This is a genomic window from Viridibacillus sp. FSL R5-0888 (assembly GCF_038009105.1).
Lineage (GTDB): Bacteria > Bacillota > Bacilli > Bacillales_A > Planococcaceae > Viridibacillus > Viridibacillus arenosi.
In genome coordinates, this window is the sequence record NZ_JBBPAU010000001.1 from 574,924 (window position 1) to 593,628 (window position 18,705).

Here is an 18,705-nt window from a genome sequence, read left to right on the forward strand (position 1 = left end):
TTGTCACTATATGATGAAGATAGTGAATAATTTGAATATAGTGGAATAGGAAGTGTGTAATGATTATTGAGACAAGAGAAAAAGTTGATTTCGAAAAAGTTTGGCAAGAAGGGATGAAAGATTGGTCAGGGAAGATGCCAGAGCGCATGGTCAATGATGCTTTAGAAGAGCAGTTTTGGGCTCAATATATTGAAAAAAATGCTGGTAAAGAGACAGATCCTTATGCAGAGGGTATCTTTCAAACCATTGCAAAGTTCATTGAGCAAACTGATACGGTTCTAGAAATTGGACCTGGATGGGGGAATTATACATTTCCACTTGCTAACCACGTTGAGAAGCTTACTTGTGTAGATAGTTCTGCAAGTATGATTCATTATTTGCAAAACAAATGTGATTCCGATAATTATAACAATATTTCCTTTATTCATGAGAAGTGGGAGGATTATAATAGAACTGAGCAATATGATATTGTTTTTGGAATGAATTGTTTTTATCGCATATATGAAATAAAGAGAGCGCTACAACAAATACATAATAGTGCCAAGAAGTTAGCCATCATTGGTGTGACTTTTGCACCGATGCGGCCGCATTATATAGATTTACAAAATAACTTTGGTTATTCGCTGAAGTATCCAAGAAGAGACTATATAGATTTGATGAATATTCTTTATGAATTGGATATTCATGCAAATTGTCAAATAGTAGATTTGGAGAAAACGTATACGTATAATTCTTATGACGAGATGATTGATGCCAACAGTGTAAAGTTATTGACGCCAAATGTTGGGCGGTCGCAAGTTGAGGAAGCTGTGCAGAAGTATGTTGAATACAATAAAGGTAAATATATTTATAAGCATCAATTTAAAGCTGCTCTTTTATATTGGAGTCCTAGTAGTCTATAAAGAAGAAAGCCGTCCTCATTAAATTGAGGACGGCTTTTGTCTGTTTATTTTAGCTTGAATTGTGCAATCGATGATTTTAATGAATTAATTTCATTCGATAACTGCGCTGCAGATTTAGCTACAATATCCATGACATGTTGCTGTTCATCAACTGAAGCAAATACCTCTGTAGAAGCTTTGGCATTTTGATCACTTATTTCAGCAATGCTTTCAATTGCAAAAGTGAACATCTCAGTAGAAGCCATTAATATATTGACGCTCTCTGTGACGTTTTCGATGGATGTAATGATAGTACCTACATTCGATTTAATATCTTCAAATGACATTTCTGTATTTGAAACAGCTACATTTTGTTCTTTGACAATCAAAGATGTTTTGTCAATTTCTTGGTTTGCAAGTAAGGTTTCCTGTTCAATACCACGTAACGTTTGTTGAACACTTTCCGTGGATGCTGCAGTCTGTTCAGCTAGTTTTCTGACTTCGTTTGCTACAACAGCAAACCCTTTACCATGTTCACCAGCTCTAGCAGCTTCAATGCTTGCATTAAGAGCTAGTAAATTTGTTTGAGCAGAGATTTGATTAATCGTTTGTATAATATTTTCAATATCCTTCATTTTAGAAGATAGGGATTGGAATACTTTTTGTACATGTTCTACTAGGTCAGCTGATTTTGTCGATTTCTCTTTTAATAATGATAAATTATTAAGCCCTTGCTCATTGGAGTGTTGCATCTGTTCTGAAGATTGCTGCATAAACTCGTTTTTTTGATATAGATTTTTTATTTGTTCTGAGATACCAATAATGACTCGTTTTGTTTCCTCTGCGTCTCTTGCTTGCTGTAATGATCCAGCTGAGACATCCGATACAGCACGTGTAATTTCTGTTGTAGAGGCAGTTGCCTCTTCGGATACAGCGGTTAATGTTGATGAGGCATCTTGTATATCATTTGTTGTGGTATTTACTTCACTTATTAATGTTTTTAGTTGTGTTACCATCACATCAAAATGAGTATTCAATTGCCCTAACTCATCTCCGCGATTTACTTCATGTAATTGGACAGTTAAGTCACCAGTAGAAATTTTCTTTACCTTATTTGTTAGTCTTAAAATGGGAGTACCAAAATGTTTAGCTAATAAGTACATAATAATAGTCGCGATGATAAGTGACACCGCAAAGGATACACCCATGACGACAAGTAAATTTTGTGCGGATGAGTTAAAGTCTTTTTTGTAGCTTCCGGCACTTACAACCCAACCCCAGTGTGGGTCGATATCAGCATATGTAATTTTTTCAGCAAGCTTTTTTTCATCATCAGGTAGATGGAATGGATATTCTACAAAACCACCACCGTCTTTTGCATTTTTAATGATTTTTTGAATAAAATATTGTCCACTACTATCTTTTAACTCCCACGATTGTTGATTTTCAATATTAGGATGGGCAAGCATTAAGCCATCTTCTTGCAAAATGAAATTATAACCACTTTCTCCTAAGTTACCAGGATATGTAATCTCTCTATGTCCATCCGCTGTCTTTTTACCGATGATTTGAACCTTAACAGCTTCTTGCGCATCCTCTAGGGACAAGTTTCCTTTTTGTACTTCAGCATCTAGTGAAGCAATTAACTGCATCGTCGATTGGACACTGTTTTTAACAATCGTTTCACCTAATTTATCCATATTAGATTTTGCGCTTTGATAACTGAAAAAACCAATAATAATACATGGTATTGCGACAAGAAGTAACGAATTTAACATGAGCTTCCATTGAATAGAGTTACGTATCCTTTGCATTGAGAACCCTCCTGCATTGTAAAAAATCTGTTAATACTATTATGGATTCGTAAACTATGATAATCAATGAGAAAAAATGCAGAAAAATGTAATAATTTGTCGAAAAGTAGATATAAATGTGTTATTTTAGTAAATTGTACTGTGTTGTAAGTAGGGAAATGGACTTTTTTTATTAAAATGATTTAGGAGTTTAAATCTATGGAAGGGGGTAATAAGTAATGATAAAAAAGATTGAAGCTCATAAGAACTTCAATCTTTTTAATGGATTATTTCAATGTTAATAATGTGACTGATTCAACATGCGCTGTTTGGGGAAACATGTCAATCGGTTGAATATATTGAATGTCATATACTTTTGTAAGCTCCTGTAAGTCCTTTGCTAAAGTCGATGGATTACAAGAAGTATATACAAATCGTTTTGGTTTAACTTGTAAAATTGTATTTAGAAGGCTTGGTGCTAGACCTGTTCTTGGAGGATCTACTGTCAGTACATCTGGCACGAACTTTTCTTTGCGCCATTTGGCTAACCATTCTTCAGCAGAGCCTGTCACGTATTTAACATGGTCAAAACCATGCTTTTTCGCGTTCAGCTTAGCATCTTGAATACTTTCAGGAATAATATCCATCCCACGTACTTCTTTTGCGTCCTTTGCCAACCAAAGGCCGATTGTACCAACGCCGCAATAAGCGTCAACAACAGTTTCTTTGCCTGTTAAAGCAGCTGCTTTTTTAATCTCATTATAGAGATGAACAGTTTGTGTAGGGTTAAGTTGGAAGAATGCACGTGCTGATAAATCAAAAGCAAGTTCACCAAGTTCTTCATGAATTGTATCTTTTCCAGTTAGTGTATATGTCTCGTCACCGAATATTAATGAAGTTTTTTCAGCATTAATATTTTGTACGATGGATACGACAGCTGGATCAATTTGTTTTAATCGTTCAACAAGCACTTCTTTTTTAGGGAAGTTTTTTCGCGTAGTAATAAGCACGAGTTGAACTTCACCGGTCTTTATTCCAGTACGAACAACAATTGTACGTACAATTCCTTTTGAGCGACCATCGTAAATGGGGATGTTAAGTTCATCTAAAATACGTTTTGTAGCCGTTGTGACTTTCGTTGTTGCAGGATGTTGTACAACGCACTCTTCTATGTTCAATAGTTTATGGCTATTGGCAGAATACAAACCAGCTAGTACTTTATTTCCAGGCTTCCGTACTTGGAATTGGCTTTTATTTCGGTAATGCCAAGGATCTTCCATGCCCATTGTAGGACGCACATTGATTTTGTTTGCTTGTGATTTTACATACTTTGTTAGAGCTTGAACGATGACATCTCGTTTTGCTGCTAACTGTCCTTTGTATGTTATATGTTGTAATTGGCAACCGCCACATTCCTCATAAACTGGACATGGTGGTGTTTGGCGTATCGGTGATTTTTTGTGAATTTTCACAACTTCCGCTTCTGCAAAGTTTCGATTTACTTTTGTCACTTGTGCAATGACGTCCTCACCAGGAAGAGCGCCTTTGACGAAAACTACGTTCCGCTTATAATAGCCGATTCCTTCACCATTAATGCCGAGCCTTTTAATTGTTATATTAAGTTTTTGTCCCATTTCCATAATTGATTGTTGCGTCAAAAATTACACGTCCTTTTTCGCTATGTCCATTCATTATAACGAACGGTCGTGTGTTTTGAAAGAACCAGCTAAACCAGCTTCTTTGTTTACAAGATTATTAATGGAATCAAATCGATAGCCTTTCTTGCGTGCAGCTTCGATGAATTTTGGTAAAGCTTCCGCATTATCAGGCGACACTGTATGCATGAGGACGATGGCACCAGGATGTAGCTGTGACATAAGGTTATCATATGAATATTTCCAGCCTTGAGGTTTGTCAGCAAGCCAGTCTTTAAAGGCAACTGACCAGAAAATGTGTCGGTAGCCAGCATCATTTCCTACTTGAAGTAGTTTTTCGTTAAATGAGCCTTCAGGTGGTCTTGCAAAAATAGTTCGTTCAACTTTTGTAATCTCTCTTAGCTTATCATCGAATTTCTTCCATTCCTTTAATATTTCTTCTTCACTTATTCTGGCCATATTTGGGTGCCCATATGAGTGGTTACCAATATCATGACCTTCTTCAATCATGCGCTTAACAAGTGGGGTAGCACTCGTTAAATAATGACCTGTCAGGAAAAATGTCGCTTGAATTTTTTCCTTTTTTAAAGTGTCCAGTATGCTTGCTGTATAGCCATTTTCATAGCCGTTATCGAAAGTTAGATAAATAACCTTTTCATCAGGACTTCCTTTATAAAGGGCGCCGTATTTCTCTAAGGTTTGATCAAATGCTGCTCCAGCTTCTGCTGGTTGTTCGTTTTGAGCTTTTTTAAAACCCCAATGAAGTTCATCTGCAAAAGCGCTAAATGGATTGACGATGGCACCAATAAAAACAATAGCACTTGCAATGACGACTCCGAGCAAATGGTTTTTCCACATATTTAACGCAACCTTTCTATTTTTAAGGTAGGTTGCGCCAAGGAACGTTCTTTATGCGTACAAATTTTCTAAGGCCGCTTCAAGTGTTGGGTATTCAAAATGAAAGTTTTCTGTTAGTAAAACTTTCGGTAAAACCTGCTGTCCTTCTAAAACGAGATTACTTTTTTCCCCTAATGCAATTTTTAGTAAAAATGACGGAGTAGGAAACCAATGTGGTCTACTTAGAACAGAGGCTATCATTTCTCCTACTTGCTTCATCCGAATTGGATTAGGTGATGTTATGTTAAATGGGCCAACAATTTGGTCATTTTCTAATGCAAAACATAATGCAGATGCAACATCTTTGACATGAACCCAAGATACCCATTGTGAGCCAGAACCAACTGTACCACCTACATAAAGTTTATAAGGTAAAACCATTAGAGAAAGTGCACTAGAATCTTTACCTAAGATGACACCGAAACGTGCCATTGCTACACGGACTCCAAAGTTTTCGGCTTTTTTTGCTTCTTGCTCCCAGTGTTTGACTGTTTTACCTAAAAAGTCTTTTGCGACTTGAGATGAGCCTTCTGTGTAGGTTGCAGCTTTTGAAGATGGATAGATGCCAATTGCACTAGCATTAATCAGTACTTTAGGTTTCACATCAAGTGTTTCAATAATACGTAGAACTTCTTTTGTAGCAGAGATGCGACTGTCGTAAATGTCCTTTTTACGCTTATCTGTCCAACGACCTTCATTTAATGAAGTACCAGCTAGATTAATAAAGGCATCTATACTTTGTAAATGTTCTTCAGGCATTGCATTTTCTGTTAGCCATTGTATATAGTGAATACCATTTGCTTCATAGCTTTTTTTTCGCGTTAAGATAAAAACGTCATGACCTTGTTGTTGTAAAAGTTTTGTAAGCTCACGACCTACAAAACCTGTGCCACCTGCAATTGCAATTTTCATAATTTTGTCGTCCCTCCATGTATGATTGGTCAGTGAAAAAACATGAACTATTTGAATGCTCTAATCAGATCAAGTGTATTAGCTTTCCATACATATGTATGCTTTCATTATATGTAAGTATAGATGAAATGAAGGTAACTTAGAAAAGATGTATACTATATTTAAGTGAAGGAGTGTTTCGATGACTCGAGTAATCACAAAAATTACGCGCCAAAAGAAAAATCAAGAGCGCTATAATATCTTTTTAAATGAAGAATACGCTTTTAGTGTTGATGAAACCATTTTAATTCAGTTTGGCCTGACAAAAGGAAAAGTGATTGAAGGGCTCGAGCTAGATGAGATTGCCTTTGATGATGAAATTCAAAGAGCATATAATCGTGCACTGGGCTTTTTGAGTTATCAAATGCGCAGTGAATATGAAGTAAGAAAGAAGCTTCTTGACTTAGAATTTGGAGAGGCTGTTATTCAAGAGGCAATTCAAAAATTAAATAAACATGGCTTCTTAAATGATGCCACATATACAAAAGCACTTCTTGAAACGAAGAAGAAGACTGCAAAAAAAGGTCCTCGTGCAATTAGACAAGATATGCAGAAAAAAGGTATAGATAAAAAGTTACAGGAAGAAGTACTTGAAACCTTTTCTGAGGAAGAGCAGCTTAGCATTGCCTTGAAGCTAGGAGAGAAGGTAGCTTTTTCTGAACGACGTAAAACACCGACTCAAGTAAAACAGAAAATTCAAGATAACTTAATGCGAAAAGGCTATTCCTTTGCGATAATAGAGCAAGTGCTTGAACAAATTGAATTTTCACGAGAAGATGATGAATGGCAACAAATGATTCAAGTACAAGGTGACAAAGCATGGCGTAAATATGCTACGAAATATAGCGGATATGATCTGCATATGCGTGTAAAGCAAACTCTATATCAAAAAGGCTTTCCTGCTAATATTATAGAAACTTTCATAGAAGAGAAGGAGCAAGAAAATGGATAAAAAATATAGCGATATGACACCATCAGAATTACGAACAGAAATCGCAACATTAAAAGAAAAGGCGAGAAAAGCAGAGCAACTAGGCATTCTCAATGAATTTGCCGTTTATGAACGAAAAGCATTGATGGCGCAAGCATTTTTATTGAACCCAGATGATTTCAAACCAGGCGAAATGTATCGTATTGAAGGTGATCCAGGAGTGTTCTTCCAATTGGAATACTTAAAAGGACGCTTTGGATGGGGATATCGACTTGGTGGTGATCATTATGAAGAAGCATTACCAATCTCAATGTTAACACCAGTAAAGGAAGGTATGTAAATTGGAATCAATAGTAGATCAACTTGTATTGGAACTAAAAGATAGTAATGAATTATTAACAGAAGAACGTGCACGCGTGTGGATTGAATTATTATGGTCTGATTTTGAAGCGACATATGCAAAAGCAGGTTATGATTATCAAGGTGCTGAAATGACGGAGAAAATTATTCGCCAATGGATTCAAGGCTATGGTCATCAACTACATGAATTCGCAGGACGTAATCCAAAATACGCTCACTTACTAGACGCAACTGACAACTGATTACAATAAACTGACCGCTACGTTATTATGTAGCGGTCAGTTTATTGAGGGTGTTTATTAGTTGATAGCATTTTTAAAATGAGATGCTTGATTGAAAATTGATAAGCTTATATTTATAATGCTCATCAAGCAATTTCATTAGAAACAATAAAAGCTGCCGATTTCGGCAGCTTTTCTAAAGGTTTGATAAGTTAGTGCAACAGTTGGATTGCTGAACGGGCCGCTTCAGCATTTAAGTTAATCCACAACCAGTTTTTTCCGTAGTTTGTCTTCGCTAAATATCCAGCCTGTGTAGGATTGGATAACATCATGATTGTCGTTTAGTAGTGCGACGGCTACGAATGGATAATGATTTTCGCTTCGATAACGTAGATCGATTAACCGTACTTCATGGTAATTATTTTCAAGCTCACTTACTTCCCAACGATATAACGGAGAGAATGATACGAATGCAGCTAAATTGGAATCTTCTAACGCTGCGTGGAATAATGGAGTGTCTGGTAGTGGTTCTATTGGGAATTTATCATATACGGTGATAGACCGCCCATAAGCTCGTCCGACATAGTGAGTGGAGCTTGAGTTTACTGCAACACGCCATTGGAAAAAGCGCATTGTTGGTGAAAGTATTATTTTCTCGGCATCTGGAATGGTATTTTTAACAGCATGCTTAACTGCTTGCTGTAAGGTAAAGCGGATTAAATAGTAAATCACAATAATGCAATACAAACTGGTTATTGTCCAAACGGGATCAGAACCAAACGCCCATAGCATTAGTGCTATTACATGTAATCCGAAAATTATAGGATCGAATGTATTAATAACACCGAGCGCAATCCATTTCTTTGATAGTGGCCGAAATGCTTGTGTTCCATAAGCGTTAAAAATATCAACAAAAACGTGAAGAAAAACAGCCAAAAATGTCCAAAGCCATAGATGTAATATATTGGCACCTTGAAATAACAAAGATAACACGCCTGTGATTAGAATAGGCCATAATATAACAGCGGGAATTGAATGTGTAATCCCTCGATGGTGCCGAATATAGACAGCATTATTACGCAGTTTTAAAACTGTATCGATATCGGGTGCTTGTGATCCAATGATTGTTGCTGTAATAACTGCAGCTGTTGTCATGGAACTACCTGCTACTACTGGGTCAGCTAATGCTAAACCACCTAGTGCAATACCCATTACTAAATGTGTACCTGAATCCAAAAATAATCAGCTCCTTAAATATTGGGAGAGAAATTGTTTCAATTTTATTAGATAAAATTATCAGTTGGTTTACATTTTATAGCTTTATGCATTTTTAAAATAAATCGAAAATACCTAGGAGGAAAAAGTGTACTATCAATATAAACATCAATTCCAACAAGCATTAGTCGAGTGGTTTAAAAAAGAAAAACGGGATTTACCGTGGAGAAAAACGAAAGACCCTTATAAAATTTGGGTATCAGAAGTAATGCTTCAACAGACAAGAGTCGACACGGTTATCCCATATTATGAACGATTTTTAAGTGAATTTCCAACAATTCGACATTTGGCAGATGCTCCAGAGGAGAAGTTGTTGAAGCAATGGGAAGGATTAGGATATTATTCACGTGCACGCAATTTACAAGCTGGTGTTCGAGAAGTAGTCGAAAATTATAACAGCAAAGTACCTGACAATCGACCAGAAATTTCTAAACTAAAAGGTGTTGGGCCATATACTGCAGGAGCGGTTCTTAGTATTGCCTATAATAAAGCAGAGCATGCTGTTGATGGCAATGTTATGCGTGTTCTAAGCAGAGTTTTACTAATTGAAGAAGATATTGCACTTCCCAAGACTAAAAAAACGTTTGAAAATGCTGTTATGGAACTCATTGATCCAATTCATCCATCCGAATTTAATCAAGGGTTAATGGAGTTAGGTGCGATGATTTGTACTCCGACCTCTCCAAAGTGTTTATTATGCCCAGTACGAGAATTTTGTACAGCTTTCAATGAGGGCAATCCGGAGAAGCTACCTATTAAAACGAAAAAAATAAAGATGAAGCACATTCCATATGACGTGTATGTTGTGAGAAATACTAAAGGCCAATTTTTAATCGAAAAGCGTCCTGAAAAAGGACTACTAGCGAATATGTGGCAATTTCCAATGATTGAGCAAAAAAATGATACCGATACTACAAACGAAACGACATTAGCAGAACAATATAGCTTAAACTTATTATCACGCGAAAAATTAACTTCATTCAAACATATTTTTTCACATTTAACTTGGCATATAGAAAGTTACTTTGTTAGTTGTGAGGAGCAACAAATCATACCTAATAATTGCCAATGGTTTACGGTTGAAGAGATGGCTGCTTTGCCAATGCCAGTACCAATGCAAAAAGTGTGGCAAAGATATCAAATCGAATCATCAAATTTATAAAGGAAATATTACCAAGAATAAATATCTCCAAGCTACGCAAATTAGATAGCACGGAGGTGATTTCCATGAAAAAGAATCAAAACAGTGCAAACAAGTCACAAAATAATGCGCAAAACAACGCGCAAAACATGTTTGAGGAGTTTGGAGCTGAAACTGATTTCAGCGAAGTAGCAAAGCAAAATAATAAAGCTGAGCAAAACAAGCAAAAAGCTTCGGGTAAATTTGCTAAGAATAATCAAAATAACTCGAACTAATCATGGGACACACCCTAATGAGCGAAGGCTTTTGGCCTTCGCTTATTTTTTGCTACAAGTTTTTATTCATGATTGTTATAATGTTAAGCAAAGAGCGCTTTTCCAATAAGTGTTTATCGAAAAGGTGGGCATTAGCATGGCGATTCCATTAGAAGGTGAAACAATACAAATACATAGTTATAAACACAATGGCCGTATCCACCGTGTCTGGCAAGAAACGATGGTATTGAAAGGCACAAAAAATATAGTCATCGGAGCGAATGAACGTACACTCGTAACGGAGGCGGATGGTAGAACATGGTTAACACGTGAACCGTCCATTTGTTACTTTCATGCAGAGCACTGGTTTAATATTATTTGTATGTTGAGAGAAGATGGAGTATATTACTACTGTAATATGAGCTCTCCATTTGTTTTTGATAATAACGCTATTAAGTATATTGACTATGACCTAGATGTAAAAGTGTTTCCCGATATGTCTTATACTTTACTTGATGAAGATGAGTATGAACAACATAAAAAGGAAATGAGTTATCCATCTGTAATTGATCAAATATTGAAATCAAATGTTGATAAGTTACTTAGTTGGATTCACCAAAGACGTGGACCATTTGCGCCTGACTTTATAGAGGCTTGGACGAGCCGTTATCAATTTCAAAGAAAGCTTCATGATAATGACTAATAAATGCCTGTTGGTGAAAACCAGCAGGCTTTTCGCTTGAAAAGGGAGTGACTTTTTGGACAGTATTAAACGCTATATGCGATTCGTAAAGCCTTATAATTGGGAGATTCTATTAACACTTGTTATAGGAATTGTTAAATTCGCAATCCCATTATTTATTCCGATATTAATCAAAATTGTAATTGATGATATTGTGATGGCCGAAAATTTAACAAACGATGAAAAAACGTTACAGCTTTTCTATTGGCTTGGCGGGACAGCTGTTGTATTTTTTGTTTTAAGACCACCGATAGAATATTATCGTCAGTATTTTGCTCAGCATGTGAGTAATAAGATATTATATGATATTCGCAAAGAATTGTATGGACATCTCCAAAAACTAAGCATGAACTATTATGCAAATTCACGTGCTGGTGAAATTATTTCCCGTGTCATTAATGATGTGGAGCAAACTAAGAATTTTATCATGACTGGTCTGATGAATGTTTGGCTGGATTTAGCAACAATTCTAATCGCTATTGGGATTATGCTAACATTAGATGTGAAATTGACGTTAGTAACGTTAATCGTCTTTCCATTCTACGCGTTTTGTGTAAAATATTTTTTCGGTAGATTACGTGATTTAACACGCAAACGCTCACAAGCATTAGCAGGAGTACAAAGCTATTTACATGAACGTGTTCAAGGAATGAGCATTATAAAAAGCTTCACATTAGAGAAGCATGAACAGAAAATTTTCGATGAGACAAACGGGGAGTTTTTAGACAAGGCACTTGATCAAACCAAATGGAATGCTAAAGCTTTTGCTGTGATTAATACGATTACTGAAGTAGCTCCGTTACTCGTTATTGGTTTTGCAGGTTATATGGTTATTCAAGGCCCCCTTTCTGTTGGTGCGATGGTAGCGTTTGTTGCTTATATCGATCGCCTATATGGACCATTACGTAGACTTGTAACTTCTTCAACGACATTAACTCAATCAATCGCCTCGATGGATCGTGTATTTGAGTTGATAGATGAGAAATACGATGTAGAAAACCAACCAAATGCCGCTGCACTACCTCCACTAAAAGGGGAAGTACAATTTGAAAAAGTATCATTCCGATATACTGAAGATGAACAGAAAGTATTGAACAATGTAAGCTTTAACATTCAAGCAGGTCAAACAATTGCGCTAGTTGGAATGAGTGGTGGAGGTAAATCCACGATAGTCGGACTAATACCTCGATTTTACGACGTGGTGGAAGGTGCTATAAAAGTTGACGGAATTGATATTAGAGAGGCAACAATCCATTCGTTACGCTCACAAATTGGAATCGTACTCCAAGATAATATTTTATTTAGCGATTCTGTTAAATCAAATATTTTAATGGGACGTCCAGATGCATCTAATGAGGAAGTAATTGCAGCAGCCAAGGCAGCTAATGCTCATGACTTCATCATGTCACTACCAGAAGGGTACGATACGAAAGTTGGAGAACGTGGTGTTAAATTATCTGGTGGACAAAAACAACGAGTTGCTATAGCCAGAGTCTTTTTGAAAAATCCACCGATTCTTATTCTGGATGAAGCCACATCAGCTTTAGATTTAGAAAGTGAATCACTAATTCAAGAATCGTTAGACAAGTTAGCTCATGATAGAACAACAATCGTTGTAGCTCACCGCTTATCAACAATCACACATGCCGATCAGATTCTAGTTATAGATCATGGTGAACTAAAAGAACAAGGTACACATGAGCAACTGATAGAACAACAAGGAATTTATCATAACCTGTTCCATATGCAAAGACTAGATGCATAATGAAGATGAAAAAAAGACTTCTCATTTATGGGAAGTCTTTTTTTGTTATAAAAATACTTAAATATGAAAAGTATTGCAATTTTTCAAATTAACAGTATAAAATAGATAAAAAGAATTGAATATTTAGAAAATATCGAATTATCGAATTAAAAAGGAGGGACTAAATGAGTGATCGTAAAGAATTACTACGAGTGAGAGGACTTCAGACGACATTTTTCACAGATGATGGTGAAATCCCTGCAGTAGATAATATTAATTTTTCGGTAAGAGAAGGTGAAATACTTGGCATTGTAGGAGAGTCGGGCTGTGGTAAGAGTGTAAGCGCTTTATCAATTATGGGGCTTGTACCATCTCCGCCAGGTAAAATTACAGATGGACAAATAGAATTTGATGGCAAGGATTTAACTAAGCTTTCTCAAAAAGAAATGCGTAAAGTACGAGGGAAAGATATAGCGATGATTTTCCAAGAACCAATGACGTCACTGAATCCGCTATTTACAATAGGGAATCAATTGATGGAAGCAATTTTAATCCATCATAAAGATTGGTCAAAAAAACAGGCTAGAAATCGTGCTATTGAAATGATGAAGTTAGTAGGTTTACCAAGAGCTGAAGAGTTAATAAAGGAATACCCACATCAATTATCTGGTGGTATGCGCCAACGTGTGATGATAGCGATGGCACTTGTCTGTGATCCAAAAGTACTTATTGCAGATGAACCAACGACAGCGTTAGACGTAACTATTCAAGCACAAATTTTACAATTAATGAAAGACCTAAATGAGAGATTGAATACAGCAGTTATTATGATTACACATGATTTAGGTGTTGTCGCAGAAACGTGTGAACGAGTTGTCGTTATGTATGGAGGGCAAGTAGTAGAAGAGGGTCCCGTCAAATTATTATTCAACGACCCACAACATCCGTATACAAAAGGACTTATTCAATCTGTGCCAGATATGCGCTTTAAAAAACAACGATTATATTCCATACCTGGAAACGTGCCAAAACCGGGATCTGTTCGTACTGGTTGTCGTTTTGCTGCTCGTTGTGAATTTGCATTTGAACAATGCCGTGTAGAAAATCCGAATTTATATCAAACAAGCCCAGAACATAAGACGAGATGCTTCTTGCACGAAAGAAAGGAGGTGTCCGCAGTTGACAGAGCCGTTGTTGAAAGTTAAAGGGTTGAAGAAATACTTTCCGATTCGCCAAGGTACACTTGGAAAAGTATCAGGTCAGGTCAAAGCGGTTGATGATGTTTCCTTTTATGTGAATGAAGGTGAAACGCTTGGGATTGTAGGGGAATCCGGCTGTGGTAAATCTACTACGGGTCGTATGCTTATGAGATTGCTAGAGCCAACAGAAGGAAGCATTGAATTTGACGGTAAATTACTATCCGATTTAACAAAAGAGGAAATGCGTAAAGCTCGCCGTGAAATTCAAATGGTTTTCCAAGATCCTTATGCCTCACTAAATCCTCGACATTCAATAGGCAAAATTCTAGAGGAGCCTCTAATTGTTCATGGTATTGGAGATGCAAAAGAACGTAAGAAAAGGGTCAATGAGCTCCTAGAAATTGTTGGTCTCAGTAGCTACCATGCCAGACGATACCCACATCAATTTAGTGGGGGACAAAGACAACGTATTGGTATAGCAAGAGCGTTAATGACAAATCCGAAATTGATTATTGCAGATGAACCTGTTTCAGCTTTAGACGTTTCGATTCAAGCTCAAGTTTTAAATTTAATGCAAGATTTGCAAAAGGATTTAAAGCTTACTTATATATTTATAGCGCATGATCTAGGTGTTGTTCGTCACATCAGTGACCGTGTAGGGGTCATGTATTTAGGGAAGATGGTTGAGCTAGCAGATAGTGAGTCTTTATATAGTAAACCATTGCATCCTTATTCAAAGGCTTTATTATCAGCAGTTCCTGTACCAGATCCGAACTTTACACGGGAGCAAATATTGATAACAGGGGACATTCCAAGTCCTTCAAATCCTCCTGCGGGATGTACATTCCATACAAGATGTCCATTTAAAATGGATATTTGTTCGAAAACAGTACCTGTATTAAAGGAAGTTGAGAAAGGTCATTCTGTTGCTTGTCATTTATATAATGAGCAAGGTCAACAATGATAATAGAGCAAAGTGTGGAGGGGTTATGTATATGAGGAAAAAGAGATGGTTAGCGCTAGGCTTGATGTTATTACTAGTGTTGTCTACAGCATTAGCAGCATGTTCATCCGATGAAAAGGATGATGTTAAGGGCGATGATAAAGGCGGCGGAGAGAAAAAAGAAAAAACGTTAGTCTTTGGTCGTGGGGGAGATTCTGTATCACTTGATCCTATTGCTACAACAGAGGGAGAGACTTACAAAGTAACAGAGAACTTATATGAAAAACTAATCAACTTTGGTGAACAAGATACAACATTAAACCCTGGTTTAGCTAAGTCTTGGGAGGCTGCTAAAGATGGTTTAAGCTACACATTTGACTTACAAGAAGGCGTAAAATTCCATGATGGCACTGATTTTAACGCTGATGCAGTAGTGAAAAACTTTGAACGCTGGATGAACGGCGATGCAGAGAAATTCCCTTACTTTAAATCAGTATTTGGTGGCTTTAAAGATGATAAAAGTCTAGTAATCAAATCTGTGAAAGCTGACGGTGATTTAAAAGTAGTTATCACTTTAAAACAACCTCAAGCTCCATTCTTGAAAAACCTTGCAATGAGTCCATTCGCTATTGCGAGTCCGACAGCATTTGAAAAGTTTGGTGATAAATTTGGGGAAAATCCAGTAGGTACTGGACCATTCAAATTTGTCTCTTGGAAACGTAATGACTCAATTACAATTGAAAAGAATCCAGATTATTGGCAAGAAGGATTACCGAAACTAGATAAAGTGGTATTCCGTTCTATGCCTGATAACTCTGCTCGTTTAAATGCTTTAACAACAGGTGAAATCGATTTAGCAGATGGTATTAGTCCATCGGATGCTGCATCGATTGAAGGTAATGCTGATTTACAATTACTTAAACGTCCATCTATGAACATTGGTTATCTTGGTTTAACTGTAACGAGACCACCTTTTGATAATGTAAAAGTTCGTCAAGCGATGAACTATGCAATTGATAAGCAAGCGATTGTTGATGCTTTCTTCGAAGGTCAAGCTGAAGTTGCGAAAAACCAAATGCCGCCAGTAATTGGTGGTTACAATGACGATGTTAAAGGCTATGAATATGATCCAGAAAAAGCTAAGGCTCTATTAAAAGAAGCTGGCTATGATGGTAAACAAATCGAATTATGGGCTATGCCTGTGCCACGTCCGTATATGCCAGATGGCCAAAAAATTGCTGAAGCAATTCAAAAGAACCTAGCTGACGTTGGTATGAAGAGCAAAATCGTTTCATATGAATGGGGCGTATATTTAGATAAAGCTGAAAAAGGGGAAGCAGATGCATTCTTACTTGGCTGGACTGGCGATAACGGAGATGCTGATAACTTCTTATATGCCCTTCTTGATGAGGATAGCATCGGCAGTAACAACTACTCTTACTACAAAAATTCTAAAACACACAAATTATTAATTGAAGCTCAAACAGAAGTAGATGAAGAGAAGCGTAATGCGATATACAAAGAAGTTCAAGAAATCTTTAATGAAGAAGCACCTTGGGTTCCGCTGGCTCACTCTACACCACTATTAGCTAGTAAATCAGATGTCATTAACTTATTACCACACCCAACTGGTTCTGACAGATTAGAAAAAGTAGATTTTAAATAAGCTAGACAACTAAACTACGCCTTTCGCTTATTTGGCGGAAGGCGAGTTTTTTCAAACGAGAATTATTCAACACGATTGAGATGGAGAGGTGAAGAAAATGCTTCACTATATTGGAAAAAGACTACTACAGTTAATCCCGGTTTTGCTCGGAATGACCTTTATTGTATTTTTAATAATACGTGCAATTCCAGGTGATCCTGCTCAAGTAATTTTAGGACAGCAGGCTACAAAAGAAGCGAAAGCGGCATTGCGAGCAAGCCTAGGATTGGATAACCCTTGGTATATTCAGTACGTTAATTATTTAGGTGATCTATTGACAGGTGATTTAGGTGAGTCGATGCGTACGAAAGCAACGGTATCAAGTGAATTGTGGCCGTATTTAGCAGCGACATTTGAATTGGCTCTTTTTGCAATGATTTTAGCAGTAATCATTGGTGTGAATGCAGGAATTGTTTCAGCATGGTTCCAAAATTCTTGGTTTGATTATTTTGCAATGATTTTAGCACTTATCGGTGTATCTATGCCTATTTTCTGGTTAGGTTTAATGGGGCAGTGGGTATTTGGTATTCAAATGGATTTACTCCCTACATCAGGTAGAGAGGATGCCAGGAATCCTGTCGATCCTATTACATACTTGTATGTTGTAGATACGATTATTCATGGTCGATTTGATCAGCTTTGGGATGTATTAAAACATTTAATATTACCAGCAATTGCATTAGCGACAATCCCGATGGCAATTATTGCGAGAATGACACGTTCGAGTATGCTTGAAGTGATGCGTTCTGATTATGTTCGAACAGCACGAGCTAAAGGGCAAAATATGTTCTGGGTTGTTTACAAACATGCTCTCAAAAATGCCATCATTCCTGTATTAACAGTAATTGGTTTGCAAATGGGACTATTATTAGGTGGTGCTATCCTTACTGAGACTATCTTTAGTTGGCCTGGTATTGGTCGCTACATTTACGATGCTATTGGATTCCGTGATTATCCGGTTATACAATCTGGTATATTAGTGATCGCTTTTGTTTTTGTTATGATCAATTTAATCGTAGATATTTTATATAGTTTTATTGATCCGAGGATTAAATATGACTAAGGAGGGGGGAGTCCGATATGTCTGAAATGGCACCGAATGCAACTATAGATGTAGTTATTAAACAAGATCAATCGGTTGGTCCATGGAAAGAAGCATGGCGTAGCTTTAAGAAAAGTAAAGCTGCGCTTGTAGGGGCAGTAATTGTTGCATTCTTCATCCTTCTAGCTATTATTGGTCCATTGTTAGTTACAGAGGGAATTAATGATCAAGTGTTAAAGGACCGTTTACAGCCACCATCAGCTGATCATTGGTTTGGTACAGATGATTTTGGTCGGGATATTTTTTCACGGGTCGTTCACGGCGCCAGAATATCACTATGGGTTGGTTTTTCTTCAGTTATTGGTTCAGTTGTAGTAGGAAGTATATTGGGGATTATTGCTGGTTATTATGGTCGCTGGATTGATACCATCATCTCACGAATTTTTGATATTATGTTAGCATTTCCAAGTATATTACTTGCGATTGCAGTTGTATCAATACTTGGTCCATCTTTGCAAAATGCTTTAATTGCTATTGCAATTATTAATGTTCCGAACTTTGGAAGACTCATTCGTTCAAAGGTATTGAGTATAAAGCAAGAAGAGTATATTACTTCTGCAAAAGCGATTGGTATGAAAGATGCGCGGATTCTTTTTTCGCATATATTACCGAATTCGATGACACCGGTCATTGTGCAAGGAACACTTGCCATCGCATCTGCAATTATTGAAGCGGCTGCACTTGGTTTTCTTGGACTTGGAGCAGAAGCACCTACACCAGAGTGGGGTAAAATGCTAGCTGATGCACGTATCTATTTAATCAATGCTCCTTGGACTATGATTTTCCCAGGTTTAGCGATTATGCTAACTGTTCTAGGGTTTAACTTAATGGGGGATGGTTTAAGAGATGCTCTTGATCCTAAAATGAAAAATTAAATGATAAAAGCATCCAATGTATCGAGTAAAACGATA

The 18,705-nt window shown here is 36.9% G+C and carries 18 protein-coding genes; 13 read left to right on the plus strand and 5 right to left on the minus strand.

The genetic code is table 11. The features are described from left to right. Window positions 1-59: 59 nt before the first annotated feature. Window positions 60-902: a class I SAM-dependent methyltransferase gene (locus tag MKY02_RS02805; protein ID WP_038178562.1), complete on the plus strand. Its 843-nt coding sequence runs from the start codon at window positions 60-62 to the stop codon at window positions 900-902. Window positions 903-946: 44 nt separating this feature from the next. Here MKY02_RS02805 and MKY02_RS02810 read toward each other — a convergent pair whose 3' ends face one another. From MKY02_RS02810 to MKY02_RS02825, 4 genes are all read right to left on the minus strand, one after another. After that, on the minus strand, window positions 947-2,695 hold the full coding sequence (locus MKY02_RS02810) for a methyl-accepting chemotaxis protein (RefSeq protein ID WP_038178560.1): 1,749 nt from the start codon (window positions 2,693-2,695) through the stop codon (window positions 947-949). A 266-nt stretch (window positions 2,696-2,961) separates the two neighbouring features. After that, complete coding sequence (rlmD, locus tag MKY02_RS02815) at window positions 2,962-4,332, minus strand: 23S rRNA (uracil(1939)-C(5))-methyltransferase RlmD (protein WP_143691088.1); 1,371 nt, start codon at window positions 4,330-4,332, stop codon at window positions 2,962-2,964. Between the two features lie 33 nt (window positions 4,333-4,365). Beyond that, window positions 4,366-5,187: a polysaccharide deacetylase family protein gene (locus tag MKY02_RS02820; RefSeq protein ID WP_076035137.1), complete on the minus strand. Its 822-nt coding sequence runs from the start codon at window positions 5,185-5,187 to the stop codon at window positions 4,366-4,368. 51 nt (window positions 5,188-5,238) lie between these two features. Further along, window positions 5,239-6,138 carry a TIGR01777 family oxidoreductase gene (locus MKY02_RS02825; RefSeq protein ID WP_076035136.1) on the minus strand — a complete coding sequence of 300 codons (900 nt, stop codon included), beginning with the start codon at window positions 6,136-6,138 and terminating at the stop codon, window positions 5,239-5,241. A 181-nt stretch (window positions 6,139-6,319) separates the two neighbouring features. On the opposite strand from MKY02_RS02825, the gene recX reads away from it, so the two are divergent. From recX to MKY02_RS02840, 3 genes are read left to right on the plus strand one after another with little or no spacing between them, the layout of a single operon-like run. Then, window positions 6,320-7,129, plus strand: a complete 810-nt coding sequence (recX, locus tag MKY02_RS02830) for a recombination regulator RecX (protein WP_038178554.1) — start codon at window positions 6,320-6,322, stop codon at window positions 7,127-7,129. Then, window positions 7,122-7,448, plus strand: coding sequence for a YfhH family protein (locus MKY02_RS02835; RefSeq protein ID WP_038178552.1), 327 nt, complete (start codon window positions 7,122-7,124; stop codon window positions 7,446-7,448). The genes recX and MKY02_RS02835 overlap by 8 nt, the downstream gene beginning before the upstream one ends. A gap of 1 nt (window position 7,449) precedes the next feature. After that, window positions 7,450-7,710 carry a YfhJ family protein gene (locus tag MKY02_RS02840; protein ID WP_038178550.1) on the plus strand — a complete coding sequence of 87 codons (261 nt, stop codon included), beginning with the start codon at window positions 7,450-7,452 and terminating at the stop codon, window positions 7,708-7,710. Between the two features lie 237 nt (window positions 7,711-7,947). On the opposite strand, the gene MKY02_RS02845 is transcribed toward MKY02_RS02840, so the two are convergent. Then, window positions 7,948-8,925: a metal-dependent hydrolase gene (locus MKY02_RS02845; RefSeq protein WP_076035135.1), complete on the minus strand. Its 978-nt coding sequence runs from the start codon at window positions 8,923-8,925 to the stop codon at window positions 7,948-7,950. Between the two features lie 127 nt (window positions 8,926-9,052). Here MKY02_RS02845 and mutY point away from each other — a divergent pair, with 127 nt between their 5' ends. The 9 genes from mutY (at window position 9,053) to MKY02_RS02890 (ending at window position 18,669) form a co-directional block, all read left to right on the plus strand. Then, the gene (gene mutY, locus MKY02_RS02850; protein WP_076035134.1) at window positions 9,053-10,126 is read left to right on the plus strand and encodes an A/G-specific adenine glycosylase; all 1,074 of its coding nucleotides are present in this window, start codon (window positions 9,053-9,055) and stop codon (window positions 10,124-10,126) included. A gap of 65 nt (window positions 10,127-10,191) precedes the next feature. Further along, a complete protein-coding gene (locus tag MKY02_RS02855) occupies window positions 10,192-10,380 on the plus strand; it encodes a gamma-type small acid-soluble spore protein (RefSeq protein WP_038178545.1) in 189 nt (62 codons plus the stop codon). Window positions 10,381-10,516: 136 nt separating this feature from the next. Continuing rightward, a complete protein-coding gene (gene ntdP, locus MKY02_RS02860) occupies window positions 10,517-11,062 on the plus strand; it encodes a nucleoside tri-diphosphate phosphatase (protein ID WP_038178543.1) in 546 nt (181 codons plus the stop codon). Window positions 11,063-11,117: 55 nt separating this feature from the next. Continuing rightward, window positions 11,118-12,866 carry an ABC transporter ATP-binding protein gene (locus MKY02_RS02865; protein ID WP_076065918.1) on the plus strand — a complete coding sequence of 583 codons (1,749 nt, stop codon included), beginning with the start codon at window positions 11,118-11,120 and terminating at the stop codon, window positions 12,864-12,866. Window positions 12,867-13,030: 164 nt separating this feature from the next. After that, window positions 13,031-14,050 (plus strand): ABC transporter ATP-binding protein, encoded by a 1,020-nt coding sequence (locus MKY02_RS02870; protein ID WP_038178539.1) that lies wholly within the window; start codon window positions 13,031-13,033, stop codon window positions 14,048-14,050. Then, entirely contained in the window at window positions 14,025-15,008 is a 984-nt protein-coding gene (locus tag MKY02_RS02875; RefSeq protein ID WP_038178537.1) for an ABC transporter ATP-binding protein, read from the plus strand. The genes MKY02_RS02870 and MKY02_RS02875 overlap by 26 nt, the downstream gene beginning before the upstream one ends. Before the next feature lie 31 nt (window positions 15,009-15,039). Continuing rightward, window positions 15,040-16,653, plus strand: coding sequence for an ABC transporter substrate-binding protein (locus tag MKY02_RS02880; protein WP_038178535.1), 1,614 nt, complete (start codon window positions 15,040-15,042; stop codon window positions 16,651-16,653). Window positions 16,654-16,750: 97 nt separating this feature from the next. Beyond that, window positions 16,751-17,755 (plus strand): ABC transporter permease, encoded by a 1,005-nt coding sequence (locus MKY02_RS02885; RefSeq protein WP_038178533.1) that lies wholly within the window; start codon window positions 16,751-16,753, stop codon window positions 17,753-17,755. A 17-nt stretch (window positions 17,756-17,772) separates the two neighbouring features. Then, window positions 17,773-18,669, plus strand: coding sequence for an ABC transporter permease (locus tag MKY02_RS02890; protein WP_076065917.1), 897 nt, complete (start codon window positions 17,773-17,775; stop codon window positions 18,667-18,669). Window positions 18,670-18,705 lie beyond the last annotated feature (36 nt).